Consider the following 19,047-nt stretch of genomic DNA (forward strand, 5'->3'; position numbering starts at 1 on the left):
TATAGCACTTTATCACTTTTCTCAGAAAAACTACTCCCAAGCACCTTTTTTCTTTGGCTACATAGTTTTTAATCCTCACCTTTGCATCGTTGATCAACGAAACGTGTGAATAGGAAAATGAATTTAAATCTCTAAAGAAAAAAAGTATGAGTGTAATTTTCAGGACGGTGGAGAGACCGTCGGACCCCAGGGTTGAAAACTCTCCCAAGAAGTATTATCCGCAGTTGGTGACATTGGGGCAAAGCGTGGATTTGGCGTTTATTGCACAGAAGATGCAGGACCGCTCTTCTCTGTCTATCGGTGACATCAAGAGTACGATGCAGAACTTTGTGGAAAAGCTGAAAGAGCAGTTGCTGGAAGGAAAGACGGTTAATATAGCCGGGCTGGGTGTCTTTATACTGGCAGCCAAATCGAAAGGTGAGGAAAAGGCTGATGACGTGACAGCCAAGAGTGTGGAGAGCGTCCGTATCTGTTTTCAGGCGAATAGGGAACTGAAGATATCGAAGGCTGCTACCCGTGCTGGAGAAAGGCTGGATTTGGTGAGTTTGGATGATTATCTTAAGGGGAAGACTTCTACAGATGGCGGCTCCGGTTCGGAAGGAGGAGGCTCGGATTCGGATGGAGACCAAGGTGAGAATCCACTGGGATAACAGTAGCGATGAATTATTAATCAGATAATGGATAATCTTTATGAAGAAAACGTGGAATGTGATTTTGAAACTTATTATTGCCGTAGCGAGTGCTGTGGCAGGTGTGATTGGCGGACAGACAATGATGTTTTAGTCCGATAGGATTTGATAAATAAAAAATGAGAAGAGCTGCTGGCAGGAAATCTGTCGGCAGCTCTTTTTTTAATCCTTGTATGCTTCTTCGTGTACCCCCGCTACTGCTCGTCCGCTGGGGTCGTTCTTTCCTTGGAAAGAGGCGTCCCATGCCAGCGCTTCGGCGGTGGAGCATGCCACACTGGGTACGCTGGGAACACTCCGGGCTGCGCTTTCACTGGGGAAATGCTCTTCGAAGATGGTGCGATAGTAATACTCTTCCTTATTTTGCGGGGTATGTATCGGGAAGCGTTCGGCGGCATGTGCCATCTGTTCGTCGCTGACGGCAGCGGCAGTGACGGCTTTCAGCGTATCAATCCAACTGTAGCCCACACCGTCGGAGAACTGTTCTTTCTGCCGCCAGGCAACGCTCTGGGGGAGTATGTCGGCAAAGGCTTCGCGGACTACTTTCTTTTCTATCTCCTTGCCGGGGCACATCTTGACTGCCGGATTGATGCGCATGGCAACATCCAGGAATTCTTTGTCGAGGAAGGGGACACGTCCTTCCACTCCCCAGGCTGCAAGGCTTTTGTTGGCACGGAGGCAGTCGTACAGATGCAGTTTGGAGAGCTTGCGCACGGTTTCTTCGTGAAAGGCTTGCGGGGTGGGCGCCTTGTGGAAGTAAAGGTAACCGCCGAACACCTCGTCCGCACCTTCGCCGCTGAGTACCATCTTGATGCCCATGCTTTTGATGACACGTGCCAGCAGATACATGGGGGTGGAGGCGCGGACAGTGGTTATGTCATAAGTCTCAATGAAATAGATGACGTCGCGGACAGCATCGAGGCCTTCCTGAACGGTATAGTTTATCTCGTGATGCACGGTACCGATATGACGGGCCACTTCGCGGGCTTTAATCAAGTCGGGAGCACCCTTCAAGCCGACGGCGAAGGAATGGAGCTGCGGCCACCAGGCATCTGCCTTGTTGTCTGTCTCGATGCGTTTGGCGGCATATTTCTTGGCGATGGCAGAGATGACGGAAGAATCGAGTCCGCCACTGAGCAGGACACCGTAGGGGACGTCGGACATCAACTGGCGCTGTACGGCGGCTTCAAGTGCGTCGTGCACAGCCGTGACTTGTGTGCTGTAGGCTGTCCGGCCTATCGAAGCCGGCGCGGCATTGCGTTCGGCGGCAGGGGTGTAGTTGTCTTTCACAGCGGCATAGTCCATCCAGTCGCGGGTGTACCAGCGGTGCATCTTGCCCTCGCGCCCACGGTAGTAGTGGCCGGGAAGGAAAGGCTCGTACTCATCGCAGAAACCCTCAAGAGCTTTCAGCTCACTGCCGAAGTAGATGTGTCCGTCTTTGTCGCGTCCTATATAAAGGGGGATTACGCCGATGGGGTCGCGAGCGATGAGGTAATCGTCCGTTTCTTCATCATAGAGGGCGAAGGCGAAGATGCCGTTCAGCTCTTCGAGGAAGCGGATGCCTTTGTCTTTGTAAAGGGCAAGGATGACTTCGCAGTCGGAACCTGTCTGGAAGGCGTATTTTCCGGCATAGCGGGCACGGATGTCGCGATGGTTGTAAATCTCGCCATTGACGGCAAGCACCTGTTTGCGGTCGGGTGAATATAAGGGTTGTCCGCCGGATTCCGGGTCGACAATGGAGAGGCGTTCGTGGGCGAGAATGGCGGAGCCGCCTACGTAGATGCCACTCCAGTCCGGCCCACGATGACGGATTTTCTGCGCCATCCGTAGCGCTTTGTTTCTCAACTCAGGAGTTTGAGACTGTATGTTGAAGATTCCTGCTATTCCACACATGAGAATTAAAAATTAAAGGTTAAAAATTAAAGAAAGGGAAATCATTTCTTGTTTTCTTTTAGAGGTTCGAGGTAACGATCTATTTCTGTTGCCACTCGTCGTCCGTCGGCCAAGGCACGTACCACGAGGCTGGCGCCGTGGGCGGCATCGCCTGCCACGAATACGTTCTCTGCAAACTTCGGTTGCTCGGGCTTGAGGAAACCCATGGCAAGAAGCACCATATCGGCTTCGATGACCTCTTTCTTACCCGTAGATTTCATGATAGGGCGGTTACCGTCTGTTGCCGGAAGCCACTCCACTTCTTCCACTTCCACACCGCATACCCTGCCGTTCTTCCCGATGAACCGGGTAGAGGCGAGGGACCATCGACGGGTACAGCCTTCTTCGTGGCTGCTGGTGGTTTTCAGTACGACGGGCCATTGCGGCCAGGGAGTATCCGGGTTGTGTCCTATGGGCGGTTGGGGCATAATTTCAATCTGGGTTACGCTGACGGCTCCCTGGCGAATGCTGGTGCCTATACAGTCAGACCCGGTATCGCCGCCGCCGATGACGAGTACCCGTTTGCCGCGGGCGTTGACGAGTTGGTCTTTCGGGAAGGTATCTCCATCCAGAATATGGTTCTGCTGTGCCAGCATGTCGAGGGCAAAGTAGATGCCTTTCAGCTCCCTGCCCGGAATGGAGAGGTCGCGGGCGGTGGGCGTACCGGTACAAATGGCGTAGGCATCAAATCCGGCAGGCAGTTTCTGTACATCGACATGGACTCCCATCTTGAACAAGATTCCTTCGGCCTCGAGGATTTTCATGCGGCGGTCGATGACGGCTTTGTCCAGCTTGAAGTTGGGGATGCCATAGCGCAGCAGTCCTCCCGGCATCGGTTTGCTATCGAATAGGGTAACTTCGTAACCTTTGGCGTTCAGCCGTACGGCAACGCTCAATCCGGCAGGGCCGGCGCCGATGACGGCTACTTTCTTTCCGTTGCGTTCGGGCTGGAGGGGGGTGATGTAGCCCTCGCGAAAAGCAGCCTCGGCGATGGCGGCTTCGTTCTCGCGGATAGTGACCGGTTCGTTGCACGAGAGTTTCAGTACGCACGACTTCTCGCAAAGGGCAGGGCAGATGCGTCCCGTAAATTCCGGAAAATCATTCGTACTGTTCAGTATTTGATAGGCTTCGCGCCATTTGCCCCGGTAGAGCGCGTCTTGGAATTCCGGGTCTTTATTGCCCAGCGGACATGCCCAGTGGCAGAAGGGTACGCCGCAGTCCATACAGCGCGAGGCCTGGAGTTTGCGGTCGTGGCTGTTCAGTGTCTGTTCCACTTGGCTGAAGTCTGTGATACGTTCGTGTATCGGACGGTAACCCGCCTCTTGGCGGGGGATATTGAGGAATGCTTTTGGATCTCCCATGATGAACAAATTAAAAAGTTAAAGAATTAAAGAATGAAAGGGGAATTTCCTTAGTCTTTCATTCTTTCATTATTAATTCGCGATTCAATAATCGCGTTGCATTTCTGCAATCTTCTGTTGCAATTTCTGCATCTGCTCCTCTTGCAGCACTTTTTTGTATTCGATAGGGACTACCTGGATGAACTGGTCGGCATAGCGTGGCCAGTCATCGAGCATGGTGCGTGCCAGTTTGGAACCGGTGTACAGGTAGTGCTGGCGGATGAGCTCGTGCAGTTCCTTGCGGTAGGAGGCCTCTTCGATGAGGCTCAGTTCCACCATTTCCATGTTGCAGAAATAGTCGAAGTTGCCGTCCCGGTTCCATACGTAGGCCACACCGCCGGACATGCCTGCGGCAAAGTTGCGTCCCGTCTGTCCGAGTACTACCACGCGCCCGCCGGTCATATACTCGCAGCAGTGGTCGCCTACACCCTCCACTACGGCTGTGGCACCGGAGTTGCGGACGGCAAAGCGCTCGCCTGCACGGCCGTTGATGTAGACTTCACCGCTTGTGGCGCCATAAAGCAGGGTGTTGCCTGCAATCGTGTTTTTCTCCGCCTCGAAGTTGCTCCGTACCGGAGGCAGGACGGCGATACGTCCGCCACTCAGACCTTTGCCCAGATAATCGTTGGCCTCGCCTTCCAGCTTGAAGTTGACACCCGGGACAAGGAATGCCCCGAAACTCTGCCCGGCGGAGCCTTTGAACTTCACGTTCAGCGTATGTTCGGGCAGCCCTTTTTCTCCGTATTTTGCGGCAATGACACCAGAGAGCATGGCGCCGCAGGCACGGTCGGTATTGGCGATGGTGTACTCCAGCGAGATTTCCTTCTGGTTCTCTACGGCTTCGGCGGCGGCATGTAGCATCTCTACATCTTTCACATGGTCGATGCCATGCTGTTGGTCGGTGACGTGGCGGATGGCGGCTTCATTGTCTACGCGTGCCAGTAGTTTGTCGAAGCTTATCAACTGATGTTTCCTGATTCCGTCATCCGGCTTGCGGACGATAAGGTCTGTACGTCCAATGATGTCGTCCAGGCGTTCCACCCCGATTTCCGCCAGGTATTCGCGTACCTCTTGGGCCAGGAAAGTGAAGAAGTTCACCAGATACTCGCTGCGTCCGCGGAAGCGCTTGCGCAGTTCTTCGTTCTGTGTCGCCACCCCTACGGGGCAGGTGTTCTGGTGACATTTGCGCATCATTACGCAACCCAGTACGATCAGGGCGCTGGTGGCGAAACCGAATTCTTCGGCTCCGAGCATTGCCATCAGTATGATGTCACGGCCTGTTTTGAGCTGTCCGTCCACTTGCAGCATCACTTGTCCGCGCAGGCCGTTCAGCACCAGTGTCTGCTGCGTTTCGCTCAAACCGAGTTCGGGCGAGATACCTGCATAGCGGATGGATGATGCAGGAGAAGCTCCCGTACCACCCTCTGCACCCGAGATGACTATCAAATCGGCCTTTGCCTTTGCCACACCGGCGGCAATGGTGCCCACACCGCTTTCTGCCACCAGCTTCACGCTGATTTTTGCCCGTGGGTTCACGTTCTTCAGGTCGAAGATGAGCTGTGCCAGGTCTTCGATGGAGTAAATGTCGTGGTGGGGCGGGGGGGAAATCAGCGAGATGCCCGGAATGGAGTGGCGTGTCTTGGCAATCACTTCATCCACTTTGAAGCCCGGCAGCTGCCCACCTTCGCCCGGCTTGGCGCCTTGGGCAATCTTTATCTGTATTTCGTCCGCATTCACCAGATATTCAGCGGTGACACCGAAACGTCCTGAGGCCACCTGCTTGATGGCGCTGCGCAGACTGGTGCCGTCTTCGCGCGGCATGAAGCGTGCCCGGTCTTCGCCTCCTTCGCCCGTATTGCTCCGGCCATGCAGCTTGTTCATGGCAATAGCCATGGCTTCGTGGGCTTCGCGGCTGATGGAGCCGTAGGACATGGCGCCGGTGACAAAGCGCTGTACGATGTTCTCTACCGGTTCCACCCGGTCTATGCTGATAGGAGCGCGGCGGAAGTCGAGGAAATCGCGTAGGAAGATGGGAGATTCCTTGCTGTCTACCATGGCAGTGAACTCCTTGAATTTCTTATAGCTTCCCAGGCGTGTGGCAAGTTGCAGTGTGCTGATGGTTTCCGGGTTCCAGGCGTGCTTCTCACCATCCTTGCGGAAGGCATACAGTCCGCGGTTCGGCAATAGCTCCGCTTCCCCCTTCTTTTTAAGAACCTCCATCCCTTCCTTGTGGAAGGCGATGGCGTCGCGTGCCACTTCATCCAGGCGTATGCCTCCGATGCGTGAACTCAGTCCGCCAAAGTAGGCATTGCTCAACTCCTCGCTCAGTCCTACGGCCTCGAAAATTTTCGCGCCCCGGTAAGAACGGATGGTGCTGATGCCCATCTTGCTCATAATCTTGAACAAGCCTTTGCAGACGGACTTGATATATTTCTTTTCGGCAGTGGCGTAATCGAGCTGTATTTCCTTTTCGTTCACCAGTTTGTCGATGACGGCAAAAGCCATATACGGATTCAGTGCGCTGGCTCCGAAACCCAGCAGCAGTGCGGCGTGCATCACTTCGCGGATTTCGCCGCTTTCTACAATCAGTGCCGTCTGCACCCGTTTGCCCACGGAGATAAGATGGTGGTGTACCGCCGACACGGCAAGCAGTGACGGAATGGCGGCATGGGCGGCGTCTACGTCGCGGTCGGAAAGCACGATGTAGTTCACTCCTTCGTTGACGGATTCTTCCGCCTGCTTGCAGAGGGTTGCCAATGCTTGCTGCAATCCCTGGCACCCTTTTGCCACTTCGAAGAGCAGGGGCAGTTTCACGGTCTTGAAGCCTTTGTACCGGATGTTGCAGAGAATATCCAGCTGGGCGTTGTTCAGGATGGGATGGTTCAACCTCACCATCTTGCAATGGTTTTCGCTGGGTGTCAGTATGTTCATGCCTACGGCTCCGATGTATTCGGTCAGCGACATTACCAGTTCTTCGCGTATCGGGTCGATAGGAGGGTTGGTGACTTGGGCAAACTGCTGGCGGAAATAGTTGTACAGTAGTTGCGCCTTGTCCGAGAGTACTGCCAGCGGGGTGTCATTGCCCATGGAGTTGATGGGTTCGGCACCGGTGGTACACATCGGGACAATCAGCCGTTCCACGTCTTCTTTGGAGTAGCCGAAGATGCGCAGCATGCTGTCGTAGTTCTCCACGCTATGGGAGACTTTGCGACCGCTTTTCAGTTCGTCCAGCTCGATGCGGTTGCCGGCCAGCCAAGTGCGGTATGGTTTGGCTTCGGCAAGTTGTTTCTTCAGTTCGCCGTCATAATATATTTCGCCTTTCTCGGTGTCTATAAGCAGTATCTTGCCCGGTTGCAGGCGTCCTTTTTCCTTGATGTCTCCCGGCTCGAAATCCATCACGCCGACTTCGCTGGCCACTACCATCATGCCGCCCTGCGTAATCAGGTAGCGTGCAGGGCGCAGTCCGTTTCTGTCGAGCATGCCGCCTGCATAGCGCCCGTCGCTGAAAAGCAGTGCCGCCGGTCCGTCCCACGGCTCCATCAGGATGGAGTGGTATTCATAGAAAGCTTTCAGGTCTTCGCTGATGGGATTCTTTTCGTTGAAAGATTCCGGCACGAGCATGGCCATGGCGTGCGGCAGGCTCAGGCCCGACATGATGAGAAACTCGAGCACATTGTCCAGCGAGGCACTGTCGCTCATGCCCGGTTGCACGATGGGGCGTATCTCCCGGATGTCTCCCAGGGCGGGAGAGGAGAGTACACTCTCACGGGCTTCCATCCAGCCGCGGTTGCCGCGGATGGTATTGATTTCGCCGTTGTGTGCCAGCAGGCGGAAAGGCTGTGCCAGTCCCCAGGTGGGGAAAGTGTTGGTGCTGAAACGGGAGTGCACCAATGCCAGTCCGCTGGTGAAGTAGCTGTTGGTGAGGTCGGGGAAGTAGTTGCGCAACTGCAAGGAAGAGAGCATGCCCTTGTAGACGATGTTCTTCGTAGAGAGCGAGACGATGTAGAAATCCTCGCGGGTGGGGATGTCCGACTTGCGTATTCTGTTCTCTATCCTTTTCCTTATTATATAGAGTTTGCGGTCGGCGGTTTCGCTTTCCGTAAATCCGGTGATGAAAATTTGCTTGATGTCCGGTTCGTTGGCAAGAGCCGCTTCTCCCAATATTTCGGGGCAAGTGGGCACGTTGCGCAGATGCATCAGGGTCAATCCCTCCTTTTCAATCTCTTCGATAATGACGCTCAAGATGACAGCCTGGTCTTTTCCGTCTTTGGGAAGGAAAAGCAGGCCGGTGCCGTATTTTCCTTTCTCGGGAACGGGAATGCCCTGCAACAGAATGAATTCGTGCGGTATCTGCAGCATGATGCCGGCACCGTCTCCGGTTTTGTTGTCCGCCCCTTCCGCTCCACGGTGGCGCATATTTTCCAGTACCTTCAATGCCGATTCTACCAGTTCATGTGATTTTCCTCCCTGGATATTGACCAGCATGCCTACTCCGCAGGCATCGTGCTCATGGGATGCCTCATACAAGCCCAACTGTTTGGGCTGTCGCTGGTAATCCTCTGCTTTTGTTTTGTTGTTAAAAAGTTCTTGTTTCATGATTATAAGCTTTCTTTATTGCTGTATAATATTGTTTGTGGTTTCAAAATGTTCGGCAAATATATGGTATTAATTGCAAAATGATAATATGTGTTCCTGCCTTCTTTCTTGCAAAATTCCTGCGATAGAAGATGAAGTTATGAATTGATAGAAAACACCCTCTGTTTTCTTTTAATCCTAAATCAAAATCAGACGGTTTGATTTGGATTTATAAATTGAGCCTTTTGCTTTTAAAATAATACTTTCTTTAACTTTTTGATGTAAAAACAACTTTTTTCTATTCTTTTGATAAATAAATAGTGGAAAGATTAACTTTATGTTCTTAAGAATATGTATATTTGCAACGCAAAATCAAATACTGATACATTATGTGTGGAATAGTAGGCTATATAGGTCAAAGGAAAGCCTACCCCATTCTTATCAAGGGTCTGAAGCGGTTGGAGTACCGTGGATATGATAGTGCGGGGGTAGCATTAATCAGTGATAACCGACAGTTGAACGTGTACAAAGCGAAAGGTAAGGTTTCGGAACTTGAAACTTTCGTTGCTCAAAAAGATATTTCCGGTAGCATTGGTATTGCACATACACGTTGGGCCACTCATGGAGAACCTTGTTCCGTCAATGCCCATCCCCATTATTCCTCTTCCGAACGCCTCGCCCTCATCCATAACGGCATTATTGAAAACTACGCCGTCCTTAAAGAAAAACTTCAAGCCAAAGGTTATGTATTTAAAAGCAGCACTGATACCGAGGTGCTGGTACAGCTCATTGAATACATTCAGGTGACAAACCATATTGACCTGCTGACGGCGGTGCAACTTGCCTTGCAGGAAGTGATTGGGGCGTATGCCATTGCGGTGCTCGACAAGGACAATCCGGATGGGATAATCGCTGCACGCAAGAGCAGTCCGCTGGTGGTGGGCATCGGTGAAGGAGAGTTTTTCCTGGCTTCGGATGCCACGCCGATTGTGGAATACACGGATAAGGTGGTGTATCTGGAAGACGAAGAGATTGCCCTCATCCGTCGGGGAGAGAAGCTGAAGGTTGTTAACCTGAAGAATGTGGAATGTCCGCACGAGGTAAAGACGGTAGCGCTCAATCTCGGCCAGCTGGAGAAGGGCGGTTATCCGCACTTCATGCTGAAGGAAATCTTCGAACAGCCCGGCTGCATTCACGACTGCATGCGCGGGCGTATCAATGTGGAGGGTACGAACGTGGTTCTTTCTGCAGTGATTGATTATAAGGAACGTCTGCTGGCGGCCAAACGCTTCGTCATCGTGGCATGCGGTACGTCATGGCATGCCGCCCTCATCGGCAAGCATTTGATTGAAAGCTTCTGCCGTATTCCGGTAGAGGTGGAGTATGCCAGTGAGTTCCGTTACCGCGACCCGGTGATTGACAGCAACGATGTGGTGATTGCCATCTCGCAAAGCGGAGAAACGGCCGATACGCTGGCCGCCGTGGAGCTTGCCAAAAGCTGTGGGGCATTTATATACGGCATCTGCAATGCCGTCGGTTCCAGCATTCCCCGTGCCACGCACACGGGTTCCTATATCCACGTGGGACCGGAAATAGGGGTGGCATCCACCAAAGCCTTCACGGGGCAGGTAACGGTGCTTACCATGCTGGCCCTGACACTTGCCAAAGAGAAAAAGACGATGGACGAAGGGCAATACCTGGCAATTGTCAAGGAGCTGGGGCATATTCCCGACAAGATGGAAGAGGTCTTGAAATTGAACGACCGCATAGCGGAACTTTCCAAGATATTCACCTATGCACACAACTTTATCTATCTGGGACGCGGATACAGTTATCCCGTAGCCTTGGAAGGCGCCTTGAAGTTGAAGGAGATTTCGTATATCCATGCCGAAGGCTATCCTGCCGCCGAAATGAAGCACGGCCCCATTGCTCTGGTGGATACCGAAATGCCGGTAGTGGTCATTGCCACCCGGAATGGGCTTTATGAAAAGGTGCTGAGCAATATCCAGGAAATAAAGGCGCGTAAAGGCAGGGTTATCGCCATTGTGACAAAGGGAGATACGGTCATCAGTAAAATAGCCGACACTTGTATCGAGCTTCCCGAAACAATGGAGTGCCTTGATCCGTTAATAACTACGGTACCTTTGCAACTGCTTGCCTATCACATTGCCGTGTGCAAGGGAATGGATGTGGACCAGCCGAGGAACCTTGCTAAGTCGGTGACTGTAGAATGAGGACATGTACAATTTACCATTTACAATGTACAATGGGGCTGCGCTTGGGAGGGGTAAATGTAAATGGTAATTGTATGCTATAATAAGGAAAAGAAAATTGTACACTTAAAATTGTACATTGTAAATGGTAAATAGTAAATAAATAGATGGAACAACTGAAGCATGAATGCGGCGTCGCCATGATACGCCTGCTGAAACCTTTGGAGTACTATGAAGAGAAGTACGGAACATGGATGTACGGACTCAACAAGCTCTATCTCCTGATGGAGAAACAACACAACCGTGGGCAGGAAGGTGCCGGACTGGCCTGCGTGAAACTGGAAGCCAATCCCGGTGAGGAATATATGTTCCGTGAACGTGCTCTCGGCTCGGGCGCCATTACCGAAATCTTCGGTACGGTGCAGGGCCATTTCAAGGACTTGACCAAGGAACAGCTGCACGATGCGGACTATGCCAAGCGTGTGCTGCCCTTTGCAGGGGAGGTCTATATGGGACACCTGCGTTACTCCACTACCGGAAAGTCCGGTATCTCGTACGTGCACCCGTTCCTCCGGAGAAACAACTGGCGTGCCAAGAATCTTGCCCTCTGCGGCAACTTCAACATGACGAATGTGGATGAAATCTTCGCACGCATTACCGCCATCGGCCAGCATCCGCGCAAATATGCCGATACCTACATCATGCTGGAGCAGTTGGGACATCGCCTCGACCGCGAAGTGGAGCGCCTCTTCAACCTTGCCGAAGCGGAAGGGCTGGCAGGCATGGACATCACCCGTTATATAGAAAACCACATCGACCTTGCCAACGTGCTGCGCACTTCGAGCAAGGAGTGGGACGGGGGATACGTGATGTGCGGACTTACCGGCAGCGGAGAGACTTTTGCCGTACGCGACCCATGGGGCATCCGTACAGCCTTCTGGTATCAGGACGACGAGATAGCGGTGCTTGCCAGCGAACGTCCCGTGATACAGACAGCCCTTAATGTTCCTGTCGAATCCATCAAGGAGCTGCAACCCGGACAAGCCATGTTTATCAACAAGGCCGGCAAGGTGCGCACCGTGCAAATCAACAAGCCGCGCGAGGTGAAGCCTTGTTCCTTCGAGCGCATCTACTTCAGTCGGGGCAGTGATGTGGACATTTACCGGGAACGTAAACTGCTGGGTGAGAAACTTGTACCCAACATATTGAAAGCCATCGACAACGATGTGGACCATACCGTCTTCTCCTTCATCCCCAATACGGCAGAAGTCGCCTTCTACGGTATGTTGCAGGGATTGGACGACTACCTCAACGAGGAGAAGGTGCAGCAGATTGCCGCCTTGGGGCATAGTCCCAGCCACGACGAACTGGAGCATATCTTGTCGCGGCGCATACGGAGCGAGAAGGTAGCCATCAAGGACATCAAGCTGCGTACCTTCATTGCCGAAGGAAACAGCCGGAACGACCTTGCCGCCCATGTGTACGACATCACTTACGGAAGCCTTGTCCCGGGAGTGGATAATCTGGTCATCATCGACGACTCGATAGTGCGTGGAACCACCCTGAAGCAGAGCATCATCGGCATCCTTGACCGTCTGGAGCCAAAGAAGATAGTCATTGTAAGCTCTTCACCGCAGGTACGCTATCCCGACTACTACGGCATCGATATGGCTAAGATGAGTGAATTCATTGCCTTCAAGGCTGCTGTGGAACTGCTGAAGGAGCGTGAGATGCGCGATGTAATTGCCGCCGCCTACCGCAAGTCTAAGGAGCAGGTAGGCCTGCCCAAAGAACAGATGGTGAATTACGTGAAGGAGATTTATGCTCCTTTCACTGATGAGGAAATCTCTGCCAAGATGGTGGAGCTTCTTACTCCGAAAGGGACGAAAGCCAAAGTGCAGATTGTCTACCAGCCTCTCGAGGGGCTGCATGAGGCCTGCCCCAAGCATCCGGGTGACTGGTACTTCAGCGGCGATTATCCTACGCCGGGCGGTGTGAAGCTGCTGAATAAGGCATTTATTGATTATATAGAACAAGTTTATCAATTTTAATTGAATCAATGAGAAATGTAACTCTAATCCTCGACGACGGGAGCCGCTTCCACGGCAAGTCGTTCGGCTTTGAAAAACCGGTAGCGGGAGAGGTGGTCTTCAACACAGCCATGACGGGTTATCCCGAAAGCCTGACCGACCCTTCGTATGCCGGACAGCTGATGACGCTCACCTATCCGTTGGTGGGCAATTACGGTGTGCCGCCTTTTACTCTCGAACCGAATGGGCTTGCCACTTTTATGGAGAGCGAACATATCCATGCCGAAGCCATTATTGTAAGCGATTATAGTGAAAATTATAGCCATTGGAATGCGGTGGAAAGCCTCGGTGACTGGCTGAAACGCGAACAGATTCCGGGCATCACGGGCATCGATACCCGCGAACTGACAAAGGTGCTTCGCGAGCATGGGGTGATGATGGGACGTATCGCCTTTGATGATGAATCGGATGAAATGCCTGAGGCCTCTTATGCCGATGTGAATTATGTGGATAAAGTTAGCTGCAAGGAGGTTATCCGTTACAACGAAGGAACCGGTAAGAAGAAAGTGCTCCTTGTGGATTGCGGCGTCAAGCATAACATCATCCGCTGCCTGCTGAAACGTGACGTGGAAGTGATTCGCGTTCCCTGGGACTATGATTATACTGGGATGGAGTTCGACGGGTTGTTCATCTCCAACGGCCCTGGCGACCCCGATACCTGCGATGCTGCCGTGCAGCATATCCGCAAGACAATGCAGAACGAGAAACTGCCCATCTTCGGCATCTGTATGGGAAACCAGTTGCTTTCCAAAGCTGGGGGCGCCAAGATATACAAATTGAAATACGGCCACCGCAGCCATAACCAACCGGTGCGTATGGTGGGTACGGAACGTTGCTTCATCACCTCACAGAATCATGGGTATGCCGTAGACAACAACACGCTGACAGAAGACTGGGAACCGCTTTTCATCAATATGAACGATGGTTCTAATGAAGGAATCCGCCACAAACGCAATCCCTGGTTCTCCGCACAGTTTCATCCCGAAGCTGCCAGCGGGCCGACGGATACGGAGTTTCTTTTTGATGACTTTGTGAAGTTGCTTTAGTAAGAGAATTTTATCAAGAATGATTGCGTTCATAATCTCTTGATAATCAGTATGTAAAAGACGGTATAATGAGTCCCATACTGAATGTCATTCAGTCCCAGAGTGAATACCTTTCAGTCCTATACTGAATGCCATTCAATTAGTGACTGATTGTGTAAGGTAAGAGAAAGATAAGGTTTTATTACTACTATTACATTTTTAATAAACAGATATGCAAATGAAAGAAAACAATATAAAGAAAGTCCTGCTGCTCGGTTCCGGCGCACTGAAAATCGGTGAGGCAGGAGAATTTGACTACTCCGGTTCGCAGGCGCTCAAGGCATTGAAGGAGGAAGGCATCTACACGGTTCTCATCAATCCGAACATTGCCACGGTACAGACCTCGGAAGGAGTTGCCGACCAGATTTACTTCCTGCCCGTCACTCCTTACTTCGTGGAGAAGGTGATAGAGAAGGAGCGCCCGGACGGCATCATGCTTGCTTTTGGCGGACAGACGGCACTGAACTGCGGTGTCTCCCTCTATAAAGACAAGATTTTCGAGAAGTACGGCGTGACGGTTCTCGGCACTCCCGTGCAGGCCATCATTGACACGGAGGACCGTGAAATCTTTGTGCAGAAACTGAATGAGATTGATGTGAAGACCATCAAGAGCGAAGCCGTGGAGAATGCGGCGGATGCCCGTCGCGCAGCCCGGGAACTGGGATACCCGGTCATTGTCCGTGCCGCATATGCGCTTGGCGGACTGGGTTCGGGCTTCTGCGACAATGAAGAAGAGCTGAATGTGCTGGTGGAGAAAGCCTTCTCCTTCTCCCCACAGGTGCTGGTGGAGAAATCGCTGAAGGGATGGAAGGAAGTGGAATACGAGGTGGTGCGCGACCGCTTCGACAACTGCATCACGGTCTGCAACATGGAGAACTTCGACCCCCTGGGCATCCATACGGGTGAGTCCATCGTTATTGCCCCGTCACAGACGTTGAGCAATACGGACTATCATAAATTGCGTGAACTCGCTATCCGCATTATCCGTCACATCGGCATTGTGGGAGAGTGTAACGTGCAGTATGCCTACGACCCGATGAGCGAGGACTACCGGGTAATCGAGGTAAATGCACGCTTGAGCCGTTCGTCTGCACTTGCCTCTAAAGCAACGGGTTATCCGTTGGCATTTGTAGCGGCAAAACTCGGCTTGGGCTATGGCTTGTTCGACTTGAACAACTCTGTGACAAAGACCACAAGCGCTTTCTTCGAACCCGCCCTGGACTATGTGGTCTGCAAGATACCGCGTTGGGATTTGGGCAAGTTCCACGGGGTGGACAAAGAGCTGGGTTCGAGCATGAAGTCGGTAGGCGAGGTGATGGCTATCGGCCGTACTTTCGAGGAAGCCATCCAGAAGGGGCTTCGCATGATAGGCCAGGGCATGCACGGCTTCGTAGAGAACAAGGAACTGGTGATTGCCGATTTGGACAAGGCTCTGCGCGAACCTACCGACAAACGTATCTTTGTCATCTCCAAAGCCTTCCGTGCCGGGTATACGGTGGACCAGGTGCACGAATTGACCAAGATAGACCGTTGGTTCCTGGAGAAGTTGATGAACATCATGGATACCAGCAGGGAACTGCACTCTTTTATGGCTGATGGAGAGTTGCCAATGATTCCCGTGGACTTATTGCGTAAAGCCAAAGTACAAGGCTTCTCTGATTTCCAGATAGCCCGTGCCCTCGGCTTGGAACAAGCAATGGACGGCGAAGAAGCCATCCTTGCCGTCCGCAATTTCCGCAAGAGTGCAGGCATTCTGCCCGTAGTGAAGCAGATAGATACCCTTGCCGCCGAATATCCCGCACAGACCAACTATCTCTACCTAACGTATAGTGGCACGGCAAATGATGTCCGTTACCTCGGCGACCGCAAGTCCATCGTCGTATTGGGCTCCGGCGCCTACCGCATCGGTTCTTCCGTAGAGTTCGACTGGTGCGGCGTGCAGGCCCTGAACACCATTCGCCAGGAAGGCTACCGCAGTGTCATGATAAACTACAACCCCGAAACCGTGTCTACGGACTATGACATGTGCGACCGTCTTTACTTCGACGAGCTCACCTTCGAGCGCGTGATGGATATTCTCGAACTGGAGAATCCCCACGGGGTGATTGTCTCTACCGGTGGTCAGATACCGAATAACCTTGCCCTGCGCCTCGATGCGCAGAAGGTACCTATTCTCGGCACAAGCGCCAGGAGCATCGACAATGCCGAAGACCGTGACAAGTTCTCCGCCATGCTCGACCGCATTGGTGTAGACCAACCCGAATGGCGGGCGCTGACCTCCCTGGAGGACATCAACGCCTTTGTGGATAAGGTGGGCTTCCCGGTATTGGTCCGTCCTTCCTACGTATTGTCCGGCGCTGCGATGAACGTCTGTTCCAACCGGGAGGAGCTGGAACGCTTCCTGAAGCTGGCGGCGAATGTCAGCAAGAAACATCCCGTAGTGGTGAGCCAGTTCATTGAGCATGCCAAGGAGGTGGAGATGGATGCTGTGGCGCAAGATGGAGAGATTATCGCGTACGCCATCAGTGAGCATATCGAGTTTGCCGGAGTGCATTCCGGTGACGCCACTATCCAGTTCCCGCCACAAAAGTTGTATGTGGAGACGGTGCGCCGCATCAAGCGCATCAGCCGCGAGATTGCCCGTGAGCTGAACATCTCCGGTCCGTTCAATATCCAGTATCTGGCACGCGAGAACGACATCAAGGTGATTGAGTGCAACCTCCGTGCCAGCCGTTCGTTCCCGTTTGTCAGCAAGGTGCTGAAGATAAACCTTATTGAACTTGCCACGAAGGTGATGCTCGGCATTCCGGTACAGAAGCCGGACAAGAATCTGTTCGATTTGGATTACGTAGGCATCAAGGCGAGCCAGTTCTCCTTCAACCGTCTGCAGAAGGCCGACCCGGTACTGGGTGTGGATATGGCAAGCACGGGCGAGGTGGGTTGCATCGGCAGCGATACTTCCTGCGCCATTCTCAAGGCGATGCTCTCCGTGGGATATCGTATTCCAGAGAAAAATATCCTGCTTTCTACCGGTACTCCGAAGCAGAAAGTGGACATGCTTTCTGCCGCGCGTATGCTTCAGAAGAAGGGGTATAAGATATTTGCCACGGGTGGTTCCAGCAACTTCCTTACGGAGAACGGTGTGGAGAATACGCGCGTCTACTGGCCCAGCGAACCCGAACGCCAGCCGCAGGCACTCGACATGCTGCACCGCAAGGAGATAGACATGGTGGTCAATATTCCGAAGAACCTCACCGCAGGCGAGTTGGATAACGGCTACAAGATACGCCGTGCCGCCATCGACCTCAATATTCCGTTGATAACGAATGCCCGTCTGGCAAGTGCGTTCATCAATGCATTCTGCACGATGATGCCGGATGATTTGGCTATCAAGTCGTGGGCGGAGTACAAATGATGATTTAATTTGCTATCTTTGCTGAAAACTAAGTTCGATGGAAACAATTTTGACCCAATACTATCAATCTCCTTATGGCGAGTTGCTCCTCGGCTCTTTCGGCGATAAACTCTGCCTATGCGACTGGATGCTGAACGAGAAACGTAGAGTACCCGTTGATAAGCGTATACGGCAGGCGCTGCATGCCGATTATGAGGAAGGCACTTCGGAAGTGATTGCAAGGGCAATCATTCAGTTGGATGAGTATTTTGCCTGTAAGCGGACCATATTCGATGTTCCACTGCTTGCAGTCGGAACAGAATTCCAGCGGACGGTGTGGCAGGAGTTGCAGAACATCCCTTACGGAAAAACAGTGTCCTACGGCGAGCTTTCACGAAAGCTGGGCAATCCGAAAGCCGTACGTGCGGTGGCGGCTGCCAATGGGGCAAATGCCCTCTCCATACTCATCCCCTGCCATCGTGTGGTGGGCAGCAACCATACGCTGATAGGCTATGCCGGTGGACTGGCAGCCAAACAAGGGATGCTGGCATTGGAAGCGGACTCTTGCGACGGACCGTCAGGCTCCCGTATAGGACAGCTGTTTTGAGGTCAGGTTTGTTTCTGGTATTCCGCCGGTGTCATCCCCGTCATACGTTTGAAGAACTTCGAGAAGAACGACGGATTGGGAAAGTTCAGTTCGTCTGATATTTGAAACACCAGTAGATTACTGTGTTTCAGCAATACTTTGGCTTCGAGGATAACTGCTTGATTAATCCATTGCATCACGGTTTGTCCGCTTGTTTCACGTATCACCGAGCTCAGATAGTGCGGTGTCAGGCATAGTTTGTCGGCATAGAAGTTGACGCTGCGTTCGTGCTTGCTGTGTTGGTTCACCAAAGCGATGAAGCGGCGGAATAGCTCTTCCTGGCGTGAAAGGCGTGCCGGAGTTGACTTGCATGTGTGCTCGTGGATATACTTAAGGTTATAGAGAAGTGAGACAATCAAGTGCTGTACAGCTCCGCGGCGGTAGGGCAAACAATGTAGTATATTCCACAATAAAGAGAAGAAGCTGCTGATGTGTGCCCATTCCTCGTTGTTGCATGAAAGGCGGATTCCGTTTCGTGTATAAGCTTCCGAAAGAATGGAATTCTGTAGTACGGGCAGAAAATTGGCAGTGGGCATGATGACTTGGAATTCGTAGTCGGGACTGACTTCCGATATTTCTATCAGCGAATTGTCAGGGATGATAATAATATCGTGGGCTGTAGCTTCATATTCGATAAGATTGATGGAGATTCGGCCCTTACCTTGCATGATGCGTACAATCCTTCCTTCTTTGGCACGATAAGGTTGCTGGGTGCGGAATAGCCTGAATCCCATTGCTTGAAAACTGATGACCATTCCCAAATCGTCGTTTATAAATCTGTATTCGGAATGTTCTATAAAATCCGGATTGTTGCGGATGTCCTCGAATGCGACGCTTATCGGTTTGTTCTTTTCCATATCTTTCCCTTTATGAATAATGTATATTTCCACCGCAAAGATAATAAAGTGTTCCTATTATTTGTCTTTTTCTACGAAATGTCGTACTATTAGAACATCTTTGCGCACAAATGGATTGTAAGGTTATAGGGTTATGCCTTTATCTTTGCATGTGTATAGAACAAAACCA

At 52.1% G+C, this 19,047-nt stretch carries 11 protein-coding genes; 7 read left to right on the forward strand and 4 right to left on the reverse strand.

The features are described 5' to 3' along the window. Positions 1–146 precede the first annotated feature (146 nt). Positions 147–650 (forward strand): HU family DNA-binding protein, encoded by a 504-nt coding sequence (locus DW896_RS04235; RefSeq protein WP_005827604.1) that lies wholly within the window; start codon positions 147–149, stop codon positions 648–650. 40 nt (positions 651–690) lie between these two features. Next, positions 691–783 carry a smalltalk protein gene (locus DW896_RS21435; protein ID WP_005837261.1) on the forward strand — a complete coding sequence of 31 codons (93 nt, stop codon included), beginning with the start codon at positions 691–693 and terminating at the stop codon, positions 781–783. 68 nt (positions 784–851) lie between these two features. On the opposite strand, the gene asnB is transcribed toward DW896_RS21435, so the two are convergent. The 3 genes from asnB to gltB all read right to left on the reverse strand — a co-directional run bounded on the left by asnB (position 852) and on the right by gltB (position 8,617). Continuing rightward, on the reverse strand, positions 852–2,579 hold the full coding sequence (asnB, locus tag DW896_RS04240) for an asparagine synthase B (protein WP_057256479.1): 1,728 nt from the start codon (positions 2,577–2,579) through the stop codon (positions 852–854). 41 nt (positions 2,580–2,620) lie between these two features. Beyond that, on the reverse strand, positions 2,621–3,979 hold the full coding sequence (locus DW896_RS04245; protein ID WP_117589607.1) for a glutamate synthase subunit beta: 1,359 nt from the start codon (positions 3,977–3,979) through the stop codon (positions 2,621–2,623). A gap of 84 nt (positions 3,980–4,063) precedes the next feature. Beyond that, positions 4,064–8,617: a glutamate synthase large subunit gene (gene gltB, locus DW896_RS04250; RefSeq protein ID WP_371413377.1), complete on the reverse strand. Its 4,554-nt coding sequence runs from the start codon at positions 8,615–8,617 to the stop codon at positions 4,064–4,066. 365 nt (positions 8,618–8,982) lie between these two features. On the opposite strand from gltB, the gene glmS reads away from it, so the two are divergent. From glmS to DW896_RS04275, 5 genes are all read left to right on the forward strand, one after another. Continuing rightward, positions 8,983–10,827, forward strand: a complete 1,845-nt coding sequence (gene glmS / locus DW896_RS04255; RefSeq protein WP_057256482.1) for a glutamine--fructose-6-phosphate transaminase (isomerizing) — start codon at positions 8,983–8,985, stop codon at positions 10,825–10,827. A gap of 146 nt (positions 10,828–10,973) precedes the next feature. Then, on the forward strand, positions 10,974–12,857 hold the full coding sequence (locus tag DW896_RS04260) for an amidophosphoribosyltransferase (protein ID WP_119992906.1): 1,884 nt from the start codon (positions 10,974–10,976) through the stop codon (positions 12,855–12,857). 8 nt (positions 12,858–12,865) lie between these two features. Continuing rightward, positions 12,866–13,942: a glutamine-hydrolyzing carbamoyl-phosphate synthase small subunit gene (carA, locus tag DW896_RS04265; RefSeq protein WP_005827621.1), complete on the forward strand. Its 1,077-nt coding sequence runs from the start codon at positions 12,866–12,868 to the stop codon at positions 13,940–13,942. Positions 13,943–14,159: 217 nt separating this feature from the next. Next, positions 14,160–17,396: a carbamoyl-phosphate synthase (glutamine-hydrolyzing) large subunit gene (carB, locus tag DW896_RS04270; RefSeq protein WP_005837254.1), complete on the forward strand. Its 3,237-nt coding sequence runs from the start codon at positions 14,160–14,162 to the stop codon at positions 17,394–17,396. A 37-nt stretch (positions 17,397–17,433) separates the two neighbouring features. Further along, positions 17,434–17,982, forward strand: coding sequence for a methylated-DNA--[protein]-cysteine S-methyltransferase (locus DW896_RS04275; RefSeq protein ID WP_005837253.1), 549 nt, complete (start codon positions 17,434–17,436; stop codon positions 17,980–17,982). A gap of 2 nt (positions 17,983–17,984) precedes the next feature. Here the strand turns inward: DW896_RS04275 and DW896_RS04280 are convergent, their stop codons facing one another. Then, entirely contained in the window at positions 17,985–18,878 is an 894-nt protein-coding gene (locus DW896_RS04280) for an AraC family transcriptional regulator (protein WP_034529753.1), read from the reverse strand. Between the last annotated feature and the right edge of the window lie 169 nt (positions 18,879–19,047).

The sequence above is a fragment of the Bacteroides sp. AM41-16 genome, from assembly GCF_003603495.1.
In the GTDB taxonomy this organism is placed as follows: Bacteria; Bacteroidota; Bacteroidia; order Bacteroidales; family Bacteroidaceae; genus Bacteroides; species Bacteroides uniformis.